General features: G+C 72.5%; 15 protein-coding genes. 8 read left to right on the forward strand and 7 right to left on the reverse strand.

Annotated elements, in window-relative coordinates:
• Nucleotides 1–30: 30 nt before the first annotated feature.
• Both ACWGN5_RS35650 and ACWGN5_RS35655 read right to left on the reverse strand, forming a co-directional pair.
• Nucleotides 31–714, reverse strand: coding sequence for a DUF3105 domain-containing protein (locus tag ACWGN5_RS35650; protein ID WP_453522561.1), 684 nt, complete (start codon nucleotides 712–714; stop codon nucleotides 31–33).
• An 89-nt stretch (nucleotides 715–803) separates the two neighbouring features.
• On the reverse strand, nucleotides 804–1,142 hold the full coding sequence (locus tag ACWGN5_RS35655; RefSeq protein ID WP_453522562.1) for a hypothetical protein: 339 nt from the start codon (nucleotides 1,140–1,142) through the stop codon (nucleotides 804–806).
• Between the two features lie 293 nt (nucleotides 1,143–1,435).
• On the opposite strand from ACWGN5_RS35655, the gene ACWGN5_RS35660 reads away from it, so the two are divergent.
• The 4 genes from ACWGN5_RS35660 to ACWGN5_RS35675 are packed head-to-tail and all read left to right on the forward strand — an operon-like array spanning nucleotide 1,436 to nucleotide 4,473.
• Nucleotides 1,436–2,797, forward strand: a complete 1,362-nt coding sequence (locus ACWGN5_RS35660; RefSeq protein ID WP_041128921.1) for a glutamine synthetase family protein — start codon at nucleotides 1,436–1,438, stop codon at nucleotides 2,795–2,797.
• A 5-nt stretch (nucleotides 2,798–2,802) separates the two neighbouring features.
• The gene (locus tag ACWGN5_RS35665; protein WP_453522563.1) at nucleotides 2,803–3,216 is read left to right on the forward strand and encodes a hypothetical protein; all 414 of its coding nucleotides are present in this window, start codon (nucleotides 2,803–2,805) and stop codon (nucleotides 3,214–3,216) included.
• Nucleotides 3,217–3,257: 41 nt separating this feature from the next.
• Entirely contained in the window at nucleotides 3,258–3,746 is a 489-nt protein-coding gene (locus tag ACWGN5_RS35670) for a GNAT family N-acetyltransferase (protein ID WP_453522564.1), read from the forward strand.
• Between the two features lie 37 nt (nucleotides 3,747–3,783).
• Nucleotides 3,784–4,473: a histone deacetylase gene (locus ACWGN5_RS35675; RefSeq protein WP_453522565.1), complete on the forward strand. Its 690-nt coding sequence runs from the start codon at nucleotides 3,784–3,786 to the stop codon at nucleotides 4,471–4,473.
• Here ACWGN5_RS35675 and ACWGN5_RS35680 read toward each other — a convergent pair.
• Together ACWGN5_RS35680 and ACWGN5_RS35685 are read right to left on the reverse strand one after the other, a co-directional pair.
• Complete coding sequence (locus ACWGN5_RS35680; protein WP_453522566.1) at nucleotides 4,400–4,831, reverse strand: VOC family protein; 432 nt, start codon at nucleotides 4,829–4,831, stop codon at nucleotides 4,400–4,402. The two genes, ACWGN5_RS35675 and ACWGN5_RS35680, sit on opposite strands and share 74 nt — an antisense overlap.
• 47 nt (nucleotides 4,832–4,878) lie before the next feature.
• Nucleotides 4,879–6,933 (reverse strand): PIG-L family deacetylase, encoded by a 2,055-nt coding sequence (locus tag ACWGN5_RS35685; protein WP_453522567.1) that lies wholly within the window; start codon nucleotides 6,931–6,933, stop codon nucleotides 4,879–4,881.
• A 274-nt stretch (nucleotides 6,934–7,207) separates the two neighbouring features.
• Between ACWGN5_RS35685 and ACWGN5_RS35690 the strand changes: the two genes are divergently transcribed.
• Nucleotides 7,208–10,195, forward strand: a complete 2,988-nt coding sequence (locus tag ACWGN5_RS35690) for a bifunctional [glutamine synthetase] adenylyltransferase/[glutamine synthetase]-adenylyl-L-tyrosine phosphorylase (protein ID WP_453522568.1) — start codon at nucleotides 7,208–7,210, stop codon at nucleotides 10,193–10,195.
• Between the two features lie 114 nt (nucleotides 10,196–10,309).
• Here the strand turns inward: ACWGN5_RS35690 and ACWGN5_RS35695 are convergent, their stop codons facing one another.
• Nucleotides 10,310–10,924: a TetR/AcrR family transcriptional regulator gene (locus ACWGN5_RS35695; RefSeq protein WP_453522569.1), complete on the reverse strand. Its 615-nt coding sequence runs from the start codon at nucleotides 10,922–10,924 to the stop codon at nucleotides 10,310–10,312.
• Between the two features lie 116 nt (nucleotides 10,925–11,040).
• Between ACWGN5_RS35695 and ACWGN5_RS35700 the strand changes: the two genes are divergently transcribed.
• Both ACWGN5_RS35700 and ACWGN5_RS35705 read left to right on the forward strand, forming a co-directional pair.
• Entirely contained in the window at nucleotides 11,041–12,576 is a 1,536-nt protein-coding gene (locus ACWGN5_RS35700; protein ID WP_453522570.1) for an APC family permease, read from the forward strand.
• On the forward strand, nucleotides 12,486–14,054 hold the full coding sequence (locus ACWGN5_RS35705; RefSeq protein ID WP_453522571.1) for an amidohydrolase: 1,569 nt from the start codon (nucleotides 12,486–12,488) through the stop codon (nucleotides 14,052–14,054). Before ACWGN5_RS35700 ends, ACWGN5_RS35705 begins: the two co-directional genes overlap by 91 nt.
• Nucleotides 14,055–14,063: 9 nt before the next feature.
• Here ACWGN5_RS35705 and ACWGN5_RS35710 read toward each other — a convergent pair whose 3' ends face one another.
• Complete coding sequence (locus ACWGN5_RS35710) at nucleotides 14,064–14,978, reverse strand: phosphatase PAP2 family protein (protein ID WP_453522572.1); 915 nt, start codon at nucleotides 14,976–14,978, stop codon at nucleotides 14,064–14,066.
• A 75-nt stretch (nucleotides 14,979–15,053) separates the two neighbouring features.
• Nucleotides 15,054–16,088 carry a LacI family DNA-binding transcriptional regulator gene (locus ACWGN5_RS35715; RefSeq protein ID WP_369143882.1) on the reverse strand — a complete coding sequence of 345 codons (1,035 nt, stop codon included), beginning with the start codon at nucleotides 16,086–16,088 and terminating at the stop codon, nucleotides 15,054–15,056.
• Between the two features lie 337 nt (nucleotides 16,089–16,425).
• On the opposite strand from ACWGN5_RS35715, the gene ACWGN5_RS35720 reads away from it, so the two are divergent.
• Nucleotides 16,426–17,703 (forward strand): extracellular solute-binding protein, encoded by a 1,278-nt coding sequence (locus ACWGN5_RS35720; RefSeq protein ID WP_453522573.1) that lies wholly within the window; start codon nucleotides 16,426–16,428, stop codon nucleotides 17,701–17,703.
• Nucleotides 17,704–17,778: the final 75 nt, after the last annotated feature.

Raw genomic sequence — 17,778 nt, forward strand, 5'->3', positions numbered from 1 at the left:
TCACCGCCGCCCCCTGCGTACGGTTGAGCCTCACTGGCCCATCCCCGTACCGCCCTGACCGTCCGCGCCGATCCCGCCCGTGCAGGCGGCACCCGGCTCCGGGGTCTGCGGACCCTGCACGTACTTCGTGAAGAACGCGTCGACGCGCGGGTCGTCCGCGTTGTCCACGGTCACCTGCTTGCCCCAGGCGGACAGCATGATCGCCCCGGCCTGGTCGTCCACCGGGCTCATCAGCGAGTACTTCGTCTTGCCGACCTTGTCGGCCAGCTTCTTCACGTCGGCCTGGGAGGCCTGCTTGTTGTACGTCACCCAGACGGCCCCGTGCTCCAGCGAGTGCACGGCGTTCACGTCGGCGATCTTCTTGTCGTAGACCACACCGTCGCAGTTCATCCAGACCGGGTTGTGGTCACCGCCGACCGGCGGCTTCATGTCGTACTTCACGGCCGTCGTGACGTGGTTGCGGCCGAGCTTCTTCGGGTCCCAGGTCTTCTCCGCCGCGATGGGGGCCTTGGCGGCGGCCTCCTCCTCCGCCTTCTTGTCGGAGGCCTTCATCAGCATGAAGGTGCCGAAGCCGACGAGGCTCAGCACGACGACGGACGAGATGCCGATGGTGAGGAGGCGGTTGCGGCGCTCGCGGGCCTGCTCGGCGCGCCGCGCGGCCTCTATTCGGGCGCGGCGGTCGTTGGTGGCGGTGGCGGAGCGGTTGGCGGCCATGGTGATGTCGTCCTTCTGCAGGAGTGGGGTGGAGTTCGGGGGTGGACACGCGGGGGCGGGGCCCGCCTGGGGCGGGGCGCCCGCTGCCGCTACGTCCGGAGAACTTGAAGGACGTGCAGGTCCGGCGCGCGCGGCCGGGCGTCCGAACGGCGCGCCGGCCCGTCACCGGAGGGCGGCGCGAGACGCGGCGGCCCGCCCTCCGCGTGGAGCGGCGGGTCGAGCGGGGGCGCGCTGAGCACCGCGGGGGAGAGGGACGGGAAGAGGGAGCAGCCGCCGCGGTCGTACGGGCAGACGTACGCGCCGGTGGCGGCCGTGGCGGCCGCGGCCACCGGACCCTCCTGGTGGTGGGCCCGTTCCCCGTCCGGCCCCGTCCCCAGACAGAGGAAGAGCGCGGCGAGGAGCGTCGCCACGGCACTCGCCAGTGCCATGGGACGCGCGTGCCGGGACGGGCGTACGAGCCGTGGGGCCCCCATGGGCGCAGATCGTAGTGGGCGAGAGGCGACTGTGGGCCGAACGGGGTACCACTCGGTAGCGGCGGGCGGCCGCCGGACGGACGAACAACCACCCCGTTCCGGCCGTTCCCCCGTTACCTGAGTCACACCCGAGCAGGCAGTATGGGTGTGCAACGTGCGCGAAACCATGTGGTGGGATGCTCAGGTGCCCCCCGATGTACCGGAGGCGGTGGGAGCAGGCGGCCTGACCAGCGAGGATGGGTGTGGAAATGGACAAGCAGCAGGAATTTGTGCTCCGTACGCTCGAGGAGCGCGACATCCGCTTCGTACGCCTGTGGTTCACCGATGTGCTGGGCTTCCTGAAGTCGGTGGCCGTGGCGCCCGCCGAGCTGGAGCAGGCCTTCGACGAGGGCATCGGCTTCGACGGCTCCGCGATCGAGGGCTTCGCCCGCGTCTACGAGTCGGACATGATCGCCAAGCCGGACCCGGGCACCTTCCAGATCCTGCCGTGGCGCGCCGAGGCCCCGGGCACGGCCCGGATGTTCTGCGACATCCTCATGCCCGACGGCTCGCCGTCCTTCGCCGACCCGCGCTATGTCCTGAAGCGCGCCCTCGCCAAGACCTCCGACCTCGGCTTCACCTTCTACACCCACCCCGAGATCGAGTTCTTCCTCCTGAAGGACAAGCCGCTCGACGGCACCCGGCCCACCCCGGCCGACAACTCGGGCTACTTCGACCACACCCCGCAGAACGTCGGCATGGACTTCCGCCGCCAGGCCATCACCATGCTCGAATCGATGGGCATCTCGGTGGAGTTCTCCCACCACGAGGGCGCGCCGGGCCAGCAGGAGATCGACCTCCGCTACGCCGACGCCCTGTCCACGGCGGACAACATCATGACGTTCCGCCTGGTCATGAAGCAGGTGGCCCTGGAGCAGGGCGTGCAGGCCACGTTCATGCCGAAGCCGTTCTCGGACTACCCGGGCTCGGGCATGCACACCCACCTCTCCCTCTTCGAGGGCGACCGGAACGCGTTCTACGAGTCGGGCGCCGAGTACCAGCTGTCGAAGGTGGGCCGGTCCTTCATCGCGGGCCTCCTGCGGCACGCGGGCGAGACCTCCGCCGTCACCAACCAGTGGGTCAACTCGTACAAGCGCATCTGGGGCGGCTCCTCGCGCACGGCCGGCTCGGGCGGCGAGGCCCCCTCGTACATCTGCTGGGGCCACAACAACCGCTCCGCCCTCATCCGCGTCCCCATGTACAAGCCGGGCAAGACGGGCTCCTCGCGCGTCGAGGTCCGCTCCATCGACTCGGGTGCCAACCCCTACCTGACCTACGCGGTGCTCCTGGCCGCCGGTCTCAAGGGCATCGAGGAGGGCTACGAACTCCCGGCCGGCGCCGACGACGACGTGTGGGCGCTCTCCGACGCGGAGCGCCGCGCGATGGGCATCGAGCCGCTCCCGCAGAACCTGGGAGAGGCGATCGCCCTGATGGAGAAGAGCGAGCTGGTGGCGGAGACGCTCGGCGAGCACGTCTTCGACTTCTTCCTGCGCAACAAGAAGCAGGAGTGGGAGGAGTACCGCTCCGAGGTCACCGCCTTCGAGCTCCGCAAGAACCTGCCGGTGCTGTAGGAGCCGTGGACGTTCTGGTACCCACGTTCGCCAACCGGGTGGCCAACACGGCGCTCGGTGTCGCGCCCGGTCTCGGCTGCATCCAGTACGGGGTGGAGGCCGGGACCGGGTGGCAGCAGGCGGCCGCGGTGGTCGCCCTCCTGGCCTTCGGGACGCTCGCCGTGCGCGGATACCGCGCGGGCGTCCGGTGCGAGGCGGAGCGGCTCGTGGTCCGCGGGTACGTGTGGACGCGGGTGATACCGCGCGCGGCCGTCACCGGCGTCACCGACCTCCCCGCCGTGCGCTGGACCTCGCCCGGGGGCCGGCGCCGGTGGACGCCGGTCACGGTGTTCACGACGCTCTCGGGGGAGACCGCCGGGGTGCGGGCGCGCAAGCGGAGCAACACGGCGCGGCTGCGGCGCTGGGCGGCACGGCGGTAATCCCGTTGCCCGGGTCGCCGGGGGCGGTTCAGACTGCCGCGGTGAAGATCGAATCAGTCGCCACGGCGCGGCTCGTCCTGCACCCGCTGACCGCCGCCGAGGCCGAGCGCGTCGTCGCCCGGGAACCCGGGCCGGAGGACCTCTGGGGGGAGGGGTACCCCGGGGACGGCGACGTCCGCGCGAACACCGGGCTGCTGCGCGGGCTCGCCGAGCGGGGCGATCCGGGGCCGTACCGGACCTACGAGATACGGCTCGACGGCGTCGCGGTCGGCGGGATCGGCTTCCACGGGCCGCCGGACGAGATCGGCGTCGCGACCGTCGGGTACGGACTCGTGCCCGCGGTACGGGGCAAGGGGTACGCCTCCGAGGCGCTGCGGGCGCTCCTTGAGGTGGCCAGGAGGGCCGGCGCCGCCGGGGTGAAGGGCGATGCCGACCTCGACAACCCGGCCTCGCACCGGGTGATGGAGGCCGCCGGGATGCGGTGCGTCGCGGAGGACGACAAGCTCCGCCACTTCTACCTGGGTTTCTGACGCCCGTACGGCTCCGTCCGCGCTAGCGTCTGGGCCCATGCCGGAAGCCGATCCCCGTGTCTGGTACGCCGCCTACGGCGCCAACACGCACGCCGAGCGCCTGCGGTACTACCTCGACGGCGGCTGCCCGCCCGGGGGCGGGCGGGAGTTCCCCGGGTGCCGGGACCGGCGCCCGCCCGAGCGGTCCGTGCCGCTCGTGCTGCCCGGGCGGGTGTACTTCGCGACCGACTCGCCCGTGTGGGGCGGCGGCCGCGCCTTCTACGACCCGGTGGCGGACGGCGACGCGTGGGGCGTCGCCCATCTGCTGACGGTCGGACAGTTCTCGGACATCGCCGCCCAGGAGATGTACCGCGAGCCCGGCGGCGACCTCGACCTGGCCGAGGCCCTCGTCACCGGGCGCCGCGTCCTCGGCACCGGACGGTACGAGACGCTCGTGTGTCCCGGGGTCCTCGACGGGGTCCCGGTGGTGACGTTCACCGCGCCCTGGCGGATGCCGGGCGAGGGCGGGCTGCGGGCGCCCTCCGCCCCGTACCTCCGGCATCTGGCGGCGGGGCTCGGCCGGGCCGGGGCCTGGCGGCACGCCGAGGTCGCCGCCTATCTCGCCGGCTGCCCCGGCGCCGCCGGGCACTGGACGGCCGAGGCCGTGGCAGGGCTCAGCGTTCCGACAGCTCCGACGGTGCCTCCTGCACCACCCAGCCGTTGCCGTCCGGGTCCTGGAAGGCCATGAAGGAGTTCCAGGTGTCGCCCTTGCCGTCCTCCCAGCCCGCCGCGCCGACGTGCATCACGGGTGAGACGTCGACGCCCCGGCCGACGAGCTCCGCCCGCGCCGCCTCGATGTCGGTGACGCACAGCTGAAGGCCGTGCAGGCTGCCCGGGGCCGTCTCCTTCGTCCCGGGCATCTGCGGCATGCCGCCGACCATGGCGATCGAGCAGCGCGAGCCGGGCGGCGTCGCCTGGATGATGCGCACGCCGGGCGCGACCTCGTTGTCCAGGTCGATCGTGAAGCCGCACTTCTCGCCGTAGAACTCCTTCGCCCGGTCCAGGTCGGTGACGGGTACCGCGACGACTTCCAGCGTCATGTTCATGGGCACCACGGTCCCGTACGAGACCGGTCCACGCACCCCGAACGCGGTCAGCGGCCCGCCGGAGTCCAGTGCAGCCGGCCGTCCAGGCCGATCGCCGCCACCCCGTCCGTACCGGCGTCCGGCGCGCCGGAGAACAGGAACTTCTCCAGCGTCCACACCGGCCGCGCCCCGGCCCGGCCGTGCGGCGCCGTCGCCAGGAAGCCGGTGCGGGACCGGACCGCGAGCAGGCCGTCGCCGCCGCTCACCGGGCCGAAGCCGGCGACGCCGGTGCCGGAGAGCTCGGTGAACGGGGAGACCGGGCCCGTACCGGAGAAGTCGGCGCTCCGCAGGTCGCCGGAGGCCGGCTTGCGGAACCAGAGCCGGACGCCCGCGCCGTCCGGCGCCGGGCTCGCGCTCAGCGCGAGGGTCGTGGCCGGCAGCCCCGTCGGCGTCGGTCCGGTCAGCGGCCCGCCGGGGGTCCGCTGGGCCCAGGCGAGGACGGTGCGCGGGGTGCTGGCGAAGACGTATCCCCGGCCGTTCGCGTCCGTCGCCGCCACCGGGTCGCCGTGCACCTCCGTGCCGCCCAGGGACCGCCACGGGCCCCACCCGCCCTCGGCCCGCTGCTCACGGGCCGTCAGCCGGTGGCGGCTGTCGCGCACGATCACGGTGGCCCGGCCGTCGGGGGCCACCGTCACGGTGGGCGCGCTGATGTCGGAGGTCCCGTCGGCGTCGCTGCGCTCGGGCGTGCCGAGCGTCTCCCAGGGGCCGAACGCGCCGCCGGGCGCCGACTGGACGGTGGTGACCACCTCGCGCCGGTAGGCGGCGGCGTCGGTGCCGAGGGTCGTACGGATGCCGAAGACGGCGATGCGCCCGTCGGGCAGGGTCACGGAGGTGACGCCGCTGTCGAGGCCGCCGCCGGGCAGCAGCACCGGGCCCTGCCAGGCCACGGCGTCCGCGGGCTTCCGCCAGGCCGCGAGGCGCCCGTCGAGGACGGAGAAGGCGTGCAGTGCGCCGTCCCGGTCGCGCTGGACCCAGGAGGTGGAGGTGCCCCGGGCGTACCGCACGGTCTGGGTCCAGCCGCGGCCTCCGGGCCGGGCGGCCACCTTGAGGTCGCCGCAGCCCGCGTCGGTCTCGCAGTCGTGGACGCCGTCCAGCCAGGAGTACGTCTTCAGGACGTTCAGCTTCGCCTCGGCCGCGGCGGGGTCGAGGGTGTGCGGCAGGTAGCCGGTCGGATAGCCGAGGTAGTTCTGCACGACGACGGGCGCGTGTCCGGGCAGTTCCGTGTACCGGGCGAGCGCGGCCTGCGTGAACCGCGCCCCGAACATGTGGTCCTGGTGGTCCCGGAACTTCATGCTCTTCTGGTAGAGGCCGGGGCTCGGGTCCTGCATCCGGACGAAGGTCGGCCGGAAGCGCTCCAGGAGCCCGGTCAGCGTGTCGACGACCTGCTCCTTCGTGTAGGAGAAGTCGGAGGCGACCGGGGTGTCGGAGGAGCGCTGTGCTTCGAGTGCGGTGATCCGGCCGTCCCAGAGGCCGTGGAGGCTGTGCGGACGGTTGCCGTTGATGGCACCGGCCTCGCGGAGCTGCAGCCACACCAGCTTGATCTCCGGCCGGGCGCGCAGGGTGTCCAGTTCGGCCCACCCGCCGCCGGCCGTGGGTATCGCCTCCCGGTCCCAGGCGCTGATCCGGTTGCCGGTCGCCATCTCGGCGTACGCGGCGCGTATGCCGTTCTGCCGGGCCTCCGCGTAGCCCGCCTTGTCGGGCGTGAGGCCCGGGGCGTCGTGCGGGCGGGCGTTGACGCCGTCGGACTCGCCCGCCGTGAGGTAGACGGCGGTCAGGGGGCTGCCGGAGTGCAGGGACTGGGATATGTCCGGGTTCATGAAGAACAGGTCGTCGTCCGGGTGCGCGACGACCTGCAGGACGGAGACGGGGGAGTCCGGCGCCCGGCCGGGAATGGCCCGGGCCTGGGTCTTCCGGGGCGCTGCCGAGGGCGCCTTCGCGTCGGATGCCGTCGGGTTGGCCGTCGTCACCGAGAGGAGCACGGAGAAGGCACCGCCGACCAGGGTGGTCGCGAGGGCGGCCGAAACGATCCTGCGGCGGGAGAGGCGGCGGGGGCGGACAGACATGATCGGCGGCGCTTTCATGACGGGCGGTGCGGGGCGGGTGGGGCGGTGCAGGGCCGGGCGACGCGACACCCGGAGGAGGCGTCGCGTTCATCAAGACGGGCCTTCCAGATTCACGGTTCATTCGCCCGGACCACGATCGTTGTGGGCGATCTCACGTGTGATCCGGTGCGACCGAAGGGCGGAGGAAGCCGTCGGCCCCCGCTGCCGATAGGCTCGCCCAGGGCCTGTCTGACGATTCCCGTCGGGTCCGGCCCTGGTCGGAGGGAGCGGCGGAATGACGGTGCCGGGACGCAGGAGCAGTACGTTCTCACGTCTGCTCCGGCACGGGTTCACCGACCCCTCGGGTGCCGAACGGCTCCTCGACCTGCCCGAACTGTCCGCGCTGCGCGACGACCCGGTCCTCCTCGACGCCCTCGGCGCCACCGCCGACCCCGACCTCGCCCTGCGCGGCCTGGTCCGGCTCGTCGAGGCGCAGCCCGAGACCGAGCGGCAGACCCTCACCACCACGCTGCTCTCCGCGAAGCCCTTCCGGGACCGGCTCCTCGGCGTGCTCGGCGCCTCCGAGGCGCTCGCCGACCACCTCGCCCGGCACCCCCGCGACTGGGAGTCCCTCGTCACCTACGAGGCGGCCGACCTGCACCCGGGAGTCGCCGAGTTCGAGCAGGGGCTCGCCGCGGCCGGCGACGCCGTGTCGCTGCGGGTCGCCTACCGCCGCTGCCTCCTCGCCATCGCGGCCCGCGACGTGTGCGCCACCATCGACGTCGCCCAGACCGCCGCCGAACTCGCCGACCTGGCGACGGCGACCCTGCGCGCCGCCCTCGCCATCGCCCGTTCGGCCGCGCCCGCCGACGCCGCCATGTGCCGGCTCGCCGTGATCGCGATGGGCAAGTGCGGCGGCCACGAGCTGAACTACGTCTCCGACGTGGACGTGATCTTCGTCGGGGAGCCCGCGGAGGGCGCCGACGAGGGCAAGGCGATCCAGGCCGCGACCCGGCTCGCCTCCCACCTCATGCGGATCTGCTCCGAGACCACCGTCGAGGGCACCATCTGGCCGGTCGACGCCAACCTGCGCCCCGAGGGCCGCAACGGCCCCCTCGTCCGCACGCTCTCCTCCCACCTCGCCTACTACCAGCGGTGGGCGAAGACCTGGGAGTTCCAGGCCCTCCTCAAGGCCCGCGCGGTCGCCGGCGACCTGGAGCTCGGCGCCCAGTACATCGACGCCGTCTCCCCGCTCGTCTGGCAGGCCGCCGAACGCGAGAACTTCGTCCCCGACGTGCAGAAGATGCGCCGCCGGGTCGTCGACAACATCCCGGCCGCCCAGGTCGAGCGCGAGCTCAAGCTCGGCCCCGGCGGCCTCAGGGACGTCGAGTTCGCCGTCCAGCTCCTCCAGCTCGTGCACGGCCGCAGCGACGCCACCCTGCACAGCGGCACCACCCTCGACGCGCTCGCCGCCCTCGCCGCCGGCGGCTACGTCGGCCGCGCCGACGCCTCCCAGCTCGACGAGGCCTACCGCTTCCTGCGCGCCATGGAGCACCGCATCCAGCTGTACCGGCTGCGCCGCACCCACCTCGTCCCCGAGGACGAGGCCGACCTGCGCCGCCTCGGCCGCTCCCTCGGACTGCGCACCGACCCGGTCGCCGAGCTCAACAAGGAGTGGAAGCGGCACGCCGCCGTCGTCCGCCGGCTGCACGAGAAGCTCTTCTACCGGCCGCTGCTCGACGCCGTCGCCCAGCTCGCCCCCGGCGAGATCCGGCTCAGCCCCAAGGCCGCGGGACAGCGCCTCGAAGCCCTCGGATACGCGGACCCCGCCGCCGCCCTGCGCCACCTGGAGGCCCTGGCCTCCGGCGTCACCCGCAAGGCCGCGATCCAGCGGACCCTGCTCCCGGTGCTGCTCGGCTGGTTCGCCGACTCGGCCGACCCGGACGCCGGACTCCTCGGCTTCCGCAAGGTCTCCGACGCCCTCGGCAAGACCCCCTGGTACCTGCGGCTGCTCCGCGACGAGGGCGCCGCCGCCGAGAACCTCGCGCGGGTCCTCTCCGCCGGGCGCCTCGCCCCCGACCTGCTGCTCCGCGCCCCCGAGGCCGTCGCGATCCTCGGCGACCCGGAAGGCCTGAAGCCGCGCGGCCGGGACCATCTGGAGCAGGAGGTCCTGGCGGCGGTGGGCCGCGCGGACGACGCCGAGCAGGCCGTCGCCGCGGCCCGCGGGGTGCGCCGCCGGGAGCTGTTCCGTACCGCCGCGGCCGACCTCATCGGCTCGTACGGCACCGAGGACAACCCCCGCGAGCAGGACCCCGGCGCGCTCGTCGACCGGGTGGGGGAGGCCGTCACCGACCTCAACGCGTCGACGATCTCCGGCGCCCTGCGGGCCGCCGTGCGCGCCGAGTGGGGCGAGCAACTGCCGACCCGGTTCGCCGTCATCGGCATGGGCCGCTTCGGCGGCCACGAGCTGGGCTACGGCTCCGACGCCGACGTGCTGTTCGTGCACGAGCCGCGCGAGGGCGTCGACGAGCAGGAGGCCGCCAAGGCCGCGAACCGGGTGGTCGCCGAGATGCGACGGCTGCTCCAACTGCCCACCGCCGACCCGCCGTTGCTGATCGACGCGGACCTCCGCCCGGAGGGCAAGAGCGGCCCCCTGGTGCGCACCCTGAAGTCGTACGAGGCCTACTACCGCCGCTGGTCGCTCGTCTGGGAGAGCCAGGCGCTGCTGCGCGCCGAACCCATGGCGGGCGACCGGGAGCTGGCCGACCGGTTCATCGAGCTCGTCGACCCGCTGCGGTACCCGATGGAGGGCCTCGGCGAGGACGCGGTCCGCGAGATCCGCCGCCTCAAGGCGCGGATGGAGTCCGAGCGGCTGCCGCGCGGCGCCGACCCGACCCTCCACGCCAAGCTCGGGCGCGGCGGCCTCAGCGACGTCGAGTGGACGGTCCAGCTGCTCCAGATGCGGCACGGCTGGGTGGAACCGGGCCTGCGGACGACCCGCACCCGCGAGGCCCTGGCCGCCGCCCACGCGGCGGGGCTGATCCCGACCGAGGAGGCGCAGACCCTCGACGAGGCCTGGGTCCTCGCCACCCGGGTGCGCAACGCGGTGATGCTGGTCCGCGGCCGCCCCGGGGACACCTTCCCCTCGGATCCGCGGGAACTCGCCGCGGTGGGGCGGTACTTGGGGTACGAGGCGGGTCACGTCGGCGAGATGGTCGACGACTACCGCCGGATCACCCGCCGCGCCAGGGCCGTCGTCGAGGAACTGTTCTACGGGGCGTAGAGTCCCTGCCACCCTGGAGCAACAGGCGCTGGAGTGGCGCCCGTTGCTCCAGGGGCCCGGCCTGCGGACCGCTCATCTCCGGGATCCCGAGCGGTACTTGATCGAGCTCCGGTCCTACAGCTGATCCGAGTCGAGCAGCCCCCGGACATGGCTCAGATAGCCGGTGAGGGCCAGCTCGAAGGCCTGGTCGGTGCGGCCCTCCGGGACCGCGCCGAGCGCGCGGGCCAGTCGGGGGGTGGCCGTCTCGTCGGCCAGTTCCCACATCGCCTCGGGGGCGGCCATGTCGAGGGCCGAGCCGAGGACGATGTTCTCCAGGGCGATGATCACCGGCATGACGTCCGGCAGGGCGAAGCCCGCGTCGAGCAGCCGGCCGACCGCCCGCTCGTACTGGGCGAGGACCTTCGGCGCCCGCACCGGTGAGGTGGTGAGGAGCGCGATCGCGCGCGGGTGGGCGGCGAAGGCGGCCCGGTAGGAGCGGGCCCAGGCGGCCATGGCGGCGTCCCAGGGCTCCTGTTCGAGGGTCGCGCCGTCGATGGCGCCGGCCACCCGCTCGCGCAGCAGCTCGACGATGCCGTCCCTGCCGTCCACGTGGTGGTAGACGGAGGCCGTCTGCACCCCGAGCCGCCTGGCGATCTGCGGGACGCTGAACTCGCCCAGCTCGTCGACGATCTCGAGCGCCGTGGTGGTGATCCGCTCCCGGTCGAGGAGGGGTCTGCGCGGCCGGCCCATGAATCGTCACTCCCTGTTCGATCGCCCGTCGGGTCTTCCCGAACGGTCGAGGCCGAGGCTACATTGCGCAAACCGAAAGCCTTTAGGTTTCCTGTCGTGGAAAGGCTTCCCCCGCCATGTCCTCACCCACCTCCGACGAACCCCCAGGACTGAGAACCGGCACGCTCACCACCGCCGACATCTCGTTCTTCGTCGTCTCCGCCGCCGCCCCGCTCACCGTCATGGCCGGCGTCGCCCCCGTCGCCATCCTGCTCGGCGGCATCGGCGCCCCCGTCGGCTACCTCCTCGCCGGCCTCACCCTCACCGTCTTCGCCGTCGGCTTCACCACCATGAGCCGCCACGTCCGCAGCGCCGGCGCCTTCTACGCGTACATCACCCGCGGCCTCGGCAAGCCGGTCGGCATCGCCGCCGCCCTCGTCGCCATGCTCGGCTACAACGGCATGGAGATCGGCGTCTACGGACTCCTCGGCTCCGCCACCTCCGACACCGCCGCCTCCCTCGGCCACCACGTCCCCTGGCTGCCCGTCTCCCTCGCGGGCCTCCTGCTCATCTGGTACGGCGGCTACCGCTCCATCGACTTCGGCGCCAAGGTCCTCGGCGTCCTCCTCGTCGCCGAGACCGGCATCCTCGTCCTCCTCGCCGGCGGCGTCCTCCTCGACGGCGGCGCCGACGGCCTCTCCGTCGGCGGTCTCGCCCCCGCCCACGTCCTCACCGGCGGCACCGCAGCCGTCCTGGCCTTCGCCTTCGCCGCCTTCACCGGCTTCGAGTCGACCGTGATCTACCGGCGTGAGGCGCGGAACCCCGACCGCACCATCCCCCGCGCCACCTACATCGCGGTCGCCTTCCTCGGCCTCTTCTACGCCTTCATCGTCTGGACCGTCATCCAGGCCTTCGGCGAGGACAAGGTCGTCCAGGCCGCCGCCGACGACCCCGGCGGCCTCTTCTTCGCCGCCATCACCACCTACGTCGGAGCCTGGGCCGCCGACCTGATGCACCTGCTCATCATCACCAGCGTCCTCGCCTCCCTCCTCGCCTTCCACAACGCCATCAACCGCTACACCCTCTCCCTCTCCGAGGAAGGCGTCCTGCCGAAGGCCCTCGGCCGGATCCACCCCCGCCACCGCTCCCCGTACCTCGCCGGAGCCGCCCAGACCGTGCTCGGCGCCGTCGTGGTCCTCGCCTTCGCGCTCGCCGGGGCCGACCCGTACCAGCAGCTCCTGCTCTGGGTGAACACGCCCGGGATGATCGGCCTGATGCTGCTCCAGCTGCTCGCCGCGCTCGCCGTGCCCTGCTTCTTCCGGCGGATCGACCACACCGAGGGCGTGCTCCGCACCGTCGTCGCCCCCGTCACCGCGTTCCTGCTGCTCGCCGGGGCGATCGGCCTGGTCACCGCCCACGTCGACCTCTTCACCGGGGCCTCGACCACCGTCAACACCGTGCTCGTCTCCCTCACCCCCGCCGTCTTCCTCCTCGGGCTCCTCCTCGCGTACCGGCTCCGCCGCACCCGCCCCGAGACCTACGCCCGCTTCGCCGCCGAACCGTCCGACCCTGGAGACCCCTCGTGTCCGCACCCGACCTCGTCCTCGTCAACGCCCGCGTCCGCGACCCCGAGCTCACCGGCCACACCGCCGTCGCCGTCCATGGCGGACTGATCACCGCCCTCGGCACCGACGCCGAGGCCCGCGGCTGGGCAGGACCCGGCACCGAGACCGTCGACCTCGCCGGCGCCACCCTCACCCCCGGCCTCACCGACGCCCACAGCCACCCCGTCTGGGGCCTGGAGATGTTCACCGGCACCGACCTCTCCGCCGTCACCGACCTCGAAGGACTCCGCGCCGCCCTCCGCGGCGCCGCACGCCGCGACGGCTGGATCATCGGCTTCGGCCTCGACCACAACGTCTTCGGCGGCCGCCCCGTCCACCGCGACCTGATCGAGGACGTCCTCGACGGCACCCCCGCCTTCCTGCGCCTGTACGACGGACACTCCGCCCTCGCCAGCGCCACCGCCCTCAAGGCCGCCGGCATCGAAGGCCCCCGCGCCTTCGCCCAGCTCTCCGAGATCGTCTGCGAGCCCGGCGGCCGCCCCACCGGACACCTCGTCGAGCACGCCGCCATGGACCTGATGACCCCGGTCCTGCCCACCCAGCCGTACGGCGAGCGCCGCGACCGGCTCGTCGAGCTGCTCGGCTCCATGGCCGCCACCGGCCTCACCGCCACCCACGTCATGGACCTCGGCGGACCCGACGTCCCCGGACTCCTCGCCGCCGTCGAGGAGGACGGCGACCTGCCGGTCCGCCTCCGCCTCGCCCCCTGGTGCATGCCCGGCGCCACCGCCGAGGAGCTCGACGGATTCGTACGGCTCCAGGAGCGGGCCGGACGCCTGTGGGCGATCGGCGGCGTGAAGTTCTTCATGGACGGCACCGTCGAGGGCGGCACCGCCTGGCTGGAGCACGCCGACTGCCACGGCCAGGGCACCGACGCCTTCTGGCCCGACCCCGCCGCGTACTCCGCCGCCGTGCGCCACCTCCACCGCGCCGGCGTCGGCACCGCCACCCACGCCATCGGCGACGCGGCCGTCCGGCACGTCCTCGACACCGTGGAAGGCCTCGGTACGGGCGGTCCCCGCCACCGGATCGAGCACATCGAGACCGTCCCCGACGACCAGCTCGGCCGCTTCGCCGCGCTCGGCGTCGTCGCCTCCATGCAGCCCCCGCACACCGCGTACACCCGCGCCGACCACACCGACGAGTGGTCCAAGCGGCTCGGCGAGGAGCGCGCCGCCCGCGCCTGGCGCTGCCGCGACCTGCGGGACGCCGGCGCGCACCTCGCGCTCGGCTCCGACTGGCCCATCGCCCACTACGACGCCCGGCAGGTCCTCGCCACCGCGCAGGCCCCGCGCGGCGCCGCCTCGGCCCACCGCGGGCTCACCGGCCTGATGGCCCTGGAGGGAATGACCACGCACGCGGCGGTCGCCGCGGGGGAGGAGACGGTCGCGGGCCGGATCGCCCCGGGCTTCCGGGCCGACCTCGCCGCCTTCGCCGTGGACCCGGTGGAGGCCCCGGCGGACGAGACGGCCGAGGCCCCGGTCCGGCTGACGGTCGCGGGCGGCCGGGTCACGTACCGGAGCTGACCGGCGGGATCAGCGGTGGGAGCCGACCTGCTCCTCGGCCTCTTCCTCCGCGCGGTCCGTCCCCCTCACCGGGGGCGGACCGCTCCGCCGCGGGGTCGACGCCAGCGGCTCCACCAGCTTCGGCAGCCGGTGCGGGCGCGAGCCGTACCAGAAGTACGAGACGGCGAAGCCGAAGGAGAGGCAGAGCACGCCGCCGACCGCGTCCATCCAGAAGTGGTTGGCGGTGGCCACGATGACGACCAGGGTCGCCACCGGGTAGAGCAGGCCGAGGATCCTCGCCCAGGGCGCCCGGGCCAGCAGGAAGATCGTGACTCCGCACCAGAGCGACCAGCCGATGTGCATCGACGGCATCGCCGCGTACTGGTTCGACACGTGCTTGAGGTTCCCCGAGGCCATCGAGCCCCAGGTGTGGTGGACGAGCACCGTGTCGACGAAGTTCTGGCCGGTCATGAGCCGGGGCGGCGCGAGCGGGTACAGGTAGTAACCGACCAGCGCCACGGCGGTGGTGGCGAACAGAACGGTACGGAACGCCGCGTAACGGCCCGGATGCCCTCGGTACAGCCACACCAGCACACCGATGGTCACGACGAAGTGCAGCGTGGCGTAGTAGTAGTTCATCGAGACGATCAGCCATGTCACCGAGTTCACGGCATGGTTGACGGCGTGCTCGAAGGCGAGACCGAGGGACTCCTCGGTCTTCCAGATCCAGTCGGCGTTCCTGAGCGCCTCGGCCTTCTGCTCCGGCACGGCGTTGCGGATGAGCGAGTACGTCCAGTAACTCACCGCGATGAGCGCGATCTCGAACCAGATCGTGGGACGCCGGGGCGTGTGCGCGCGCAGCCGCGCGAACCTGCCCTCGTCGGCCGCGATGGGTGACGACGGGGTCGTCCGGCTGTCCAAGCTCTTCACGGTCGTTTCACCCATAGCGAGAGAGTCTGCCAGATCCCGTCCCCCCGACCGATCATCCCTCGGTCGGGTTCGGGGTGCACCCGCTCCATCTCAGGAAGGAGTGCGCGCGGGCGCCGGAGCCGATGCGGTCGAACCGCGAACCACCAGCTCAGGCATGAAGACGAACTCGGAGTGCGGGGCCGGAGTGCCCCCCACCTCCTCGAGCAGCGCGCGGACCGCGGCCTGCCCCATCGCCTGCACCGGCTGCCGGATGGTGGTCAGCGGCGGATCGGTGAAGGCTATGAGCGGAGAGTCGTCGAAGCCGACCACCGAGACGTCCCGGGGGACGTCCAGACCCTGCTGCCGGGCCGCCCGGATCGCGCCGAGCGCCATCATGTCGCTCGCGCAGACGACCGCCGTGCAGCCGCGGGAGATCAGCGCCCCCGCCGCCGCCTGGCCGCCCTCCAGGGTGTACAGCGAGTGCTGGATCAGCGCCTCGGACTCCTCCGGGGCCAGACCGAGCCGCTCCTGCATGCCCTGCTGGAAGCCCTCTATCTTGCGCAGCACCGGCACGAACCGCTTCGGGCCGACGGCCAGACCGATCCGGGTGTGGCCGAGCGCGGCCAGGTGCGTCACGGCGAGCCGCATCGCCGCCCGGTCGTCGGGCGAGACGAAGGGGGCCTGGACCTTCGGGGAGAAGCCGTTGAGCAGGACGTACGGGACGCCCTTGCCGCGCAGCTGGTCGTAGCGCGTCATGTCGGCGGTGGTGTCGGCGTGCAGGCCGGAGACGAAGATGATGCCGGCGACACCCCGCTCCACCAGCATGTCGGTGAGCTCGTCCTCCGTGGACCCGCCGGGGGTCTGGGTGGCCAGGACCGGCGTGTACCCCTGCCGGGTCAGGGCCTGCCCGATGACCTGGGCGAGGGCGGGGAAGATCGGGTTGTCCAGCTCGGGGGTGATGAGGCCGACGAGGCCCGCGCTGCGCTGGCGCAGCCGTACGGGACGCTCGTAGCCGAGCACGTCGAGCGCGGCAAGGACGGATTCGCGGGTGGCGGCGGCCACGCCCGGCTTGCCGTTGAGCACGCGGCTGACTGTGGCCTCACTGACCCCCGCCTGGGCTGCGATGTCTGAGAGCCGCGCGGTCATGAAGGTGGACTGTACCGGTCACGGGGCGTATTGCCCACCGCTCCCTCACAGACTGTTGCGGCACGACGCTTGCGCAAGCTCTTGCAGTCCTTGCGGGCCGCTTGCGGGGGCATTCGGGCGGGAAAAGGGGCCGACCGCCCCTGTCAAGCGATCCTTCGGCAACCTTAGGGACACGCGCATGTAACGATCGGCGGGTCTTGCAGAAAGTTCTCGCAAGGTCTTTCGGCGCGTTTTCATCCCTGTTACGTTCCTGGCAACCCGGAGCGCCGCGAGGGAGCGGTCGCAATGAGGAAGGTTCCAGCCCCTCGTCTTCCCCGGGATCATTGAAGGAGTTCACATGCGGCGTGGCATAGCGGCCACCGCGCTGGTCGCGGCCCTGGGCGTGACCCTGGCGGCGTGCGGCGGAAGCGACAGCGGTTCCAACGGCGGCGCGAAGGGCTCGGGCGAGCTCTCCGGCACCGTGACCTGGTGGGACACCTCGACGGTCGGCTCCGAGGACAAGGTCTTCAAGAAGATCGCCGAGGAGTTCACGAAGAAGCACCCCAAGGTCACCGTCAAGTACGTGAACGTGCCGTTCGGCGAGGCGCAGAACAAGTTCAAGAACGCCGCGCAGTCCGGCTCCGGCGCGCCCGACGTCATCCGCTCCGAGGTCGCCTGGACCCCCGACTTCGCCAGCCTGGGCTACCTCGCCCCGCTGGACGGGACCGCCGCCCTCAAGGACTCCGACGACTTCCTGAAGCAGGCCACCGCCTCGACGAAGTTCAACGGCAAGACCTACGCGGTCCCGCAGGTCATCGACTCCATGGGCATCTTCTACAACAAGAAGATCTTCAAGGACGCCGGCGTCGAGGTCCCCAAGAGCATCGACGAGCTCAAGTCCGTCTCCGCCAAGATCAAGCAGAAGACCGGCAAAACCGGCCTCTACCTGCGCGGCGACGACCCGTACTGGTTCCTCTCGTTCCTGTACGGCGAGGGCGGCGACATGGTCGACGCCGAGAAGAAGACCGTCACGATCGACAACGCCCAGGGCGTCAAGGCCCTCGCGACCGTGAAGGACCTGGTCGACTCCAAGGCGGCGATCACCGACGCCACCAACGGCTGGGACAACATGCAGGCGTCCTTCAAGGACGGCAAGGTCGCCATGATGATCAACGGCCCGTGGGCCGTCACCGACACCTACGCCGGCAAGGAGTTCGCCGACAAGGCGAACCTCGGCATCGCGCCGGTCCCGGCCGGCTCGGCCGGCCAGGGCGCCCCGCAGGGCGGCCACAACCTCGCGGTCTACGCGGGCTCCAAGAACCTGGACGCCTCGTACGCCTTCACCGAGTACATGACCTCGGTCGAGACCCAGACGCGGATCGCCAAGGAGCTCAGCCTGCTCCCGACCCGCGAGTCCGTCTACATCAAGCCGGACGTCGCGACCAACGAGATGATCGCCTTCTTCAAGCCGGTCGTCGACAAGGCCGTCGAGCGCCCCTGGATCCCGGAGGGCGGCAGCCTCTTCGAGCCGATCAAGGTCGAGTACACCAAGGTCCTCACCGGCCAGACCACCCCGGACGCCGGCGCCAAGGCGATCGGTGACTCGTACCGCAAGCTCCTGAAGGACTGGAAGTAAGAAAGAAGGCAGGCCGGCTCATGGCTGTGGACAGTCCCAGCCAGTCGGTGGCGAAGGCCGCGGGCGACCACGTCG

The sequence above is a fragment of the Streptomyces sp. NPDC055815 genome (assembly GCF_053616475.1).

Bases quoted from the DNA above. Each gene is read 5' to 3' on its own strand.
- ACWGN5_RS35655 (WP_453522562.1), bottom strand. From the start codon at position 1,142: ATGGCACTGGCGAGTGCCGTGGCGACGCTCCTCGCCGCGCTCTTCCTC.
- ACWGN5_RS35710 (WP_453522572.1), bottom strand. From the start codon at position 14,978: ATGGGTGAAACGACCGTGAAGAGCTTGGACAGCCGGACGACCCCGTCG.
- ACWGN5_RS35700 (WP_453522570.1), top strand. From the start codon at position 11,041: ATGTCCTCACCCACCTCCGACGAACCCCCAGGACTGAGAACCGGCACG.
- ACWGN5_RS35695 (WP_453522569.1), bottom strand. From the start codon at position 10,924: ATGGGCCGGCCGCGCAGACCCCTCCTCGACCGGGAGCGGATCACCACC.
- ACWGN5_RS35675 (WP_453522565.1), top strand. From the start codon at position 3,784: ATGCCGGAAGCCGATCCCCGTGTCTGGTACGCCGCCTACGGCGCCAAC.
- ACWGN5_RS35650 (WP_453522561.1), bottom strand. From the start codon at position 714: ATGGCCGCCAACCGCTCCGCCACCGCCACCAACGACCGCCGCGCCCGA.
- ACWGN5_RS35660 (WP_041128921.1), top strand. From the start codon at position 1,436: ATGGACAAGCAGCAGGAATTTGTGCTCCGTACGCTCGAGGAGCGCGAC.
- ACWGN5_RS35690 (WP_453522568.1), top strand. From the start codon at position 7,208: ATGACGGTGCCGGGACGCAGGAGCAGTACGTTCTCACGTCTGCTCCGG.
- ACWGN5_RS35715 (WP_369143882.1), bottom strand. From the start codon at position 16,088: ATGACCGCGCGGCTCTCAGACATCGCAGCCCAGGCGGGGGTCAGTGAG.
- ACWGN5_RS35685 (WP_453522567.1), bottom strand. From the start codon at position 6,933: ATGTCTGTCCGCCCCCGCCGCCTCTCCCGCCGCAGGATCGTTTCGGCC.
- ACWGN5_RS35680 (WP_453522566.1), bottom strand. From the start codon at position 4,831: ATGAACATGACGCTGGAAGTCGTCGCGGTACCCGTCACCGACCTGGAC.
- ACWGN5_RS35720 (WP_453522573.1), top strand. From the start codon at position 16,426: ATGCGGCGTGGCATAGCGGCCACCGCGCTGGTCGCGGCCCTGGGCGTG.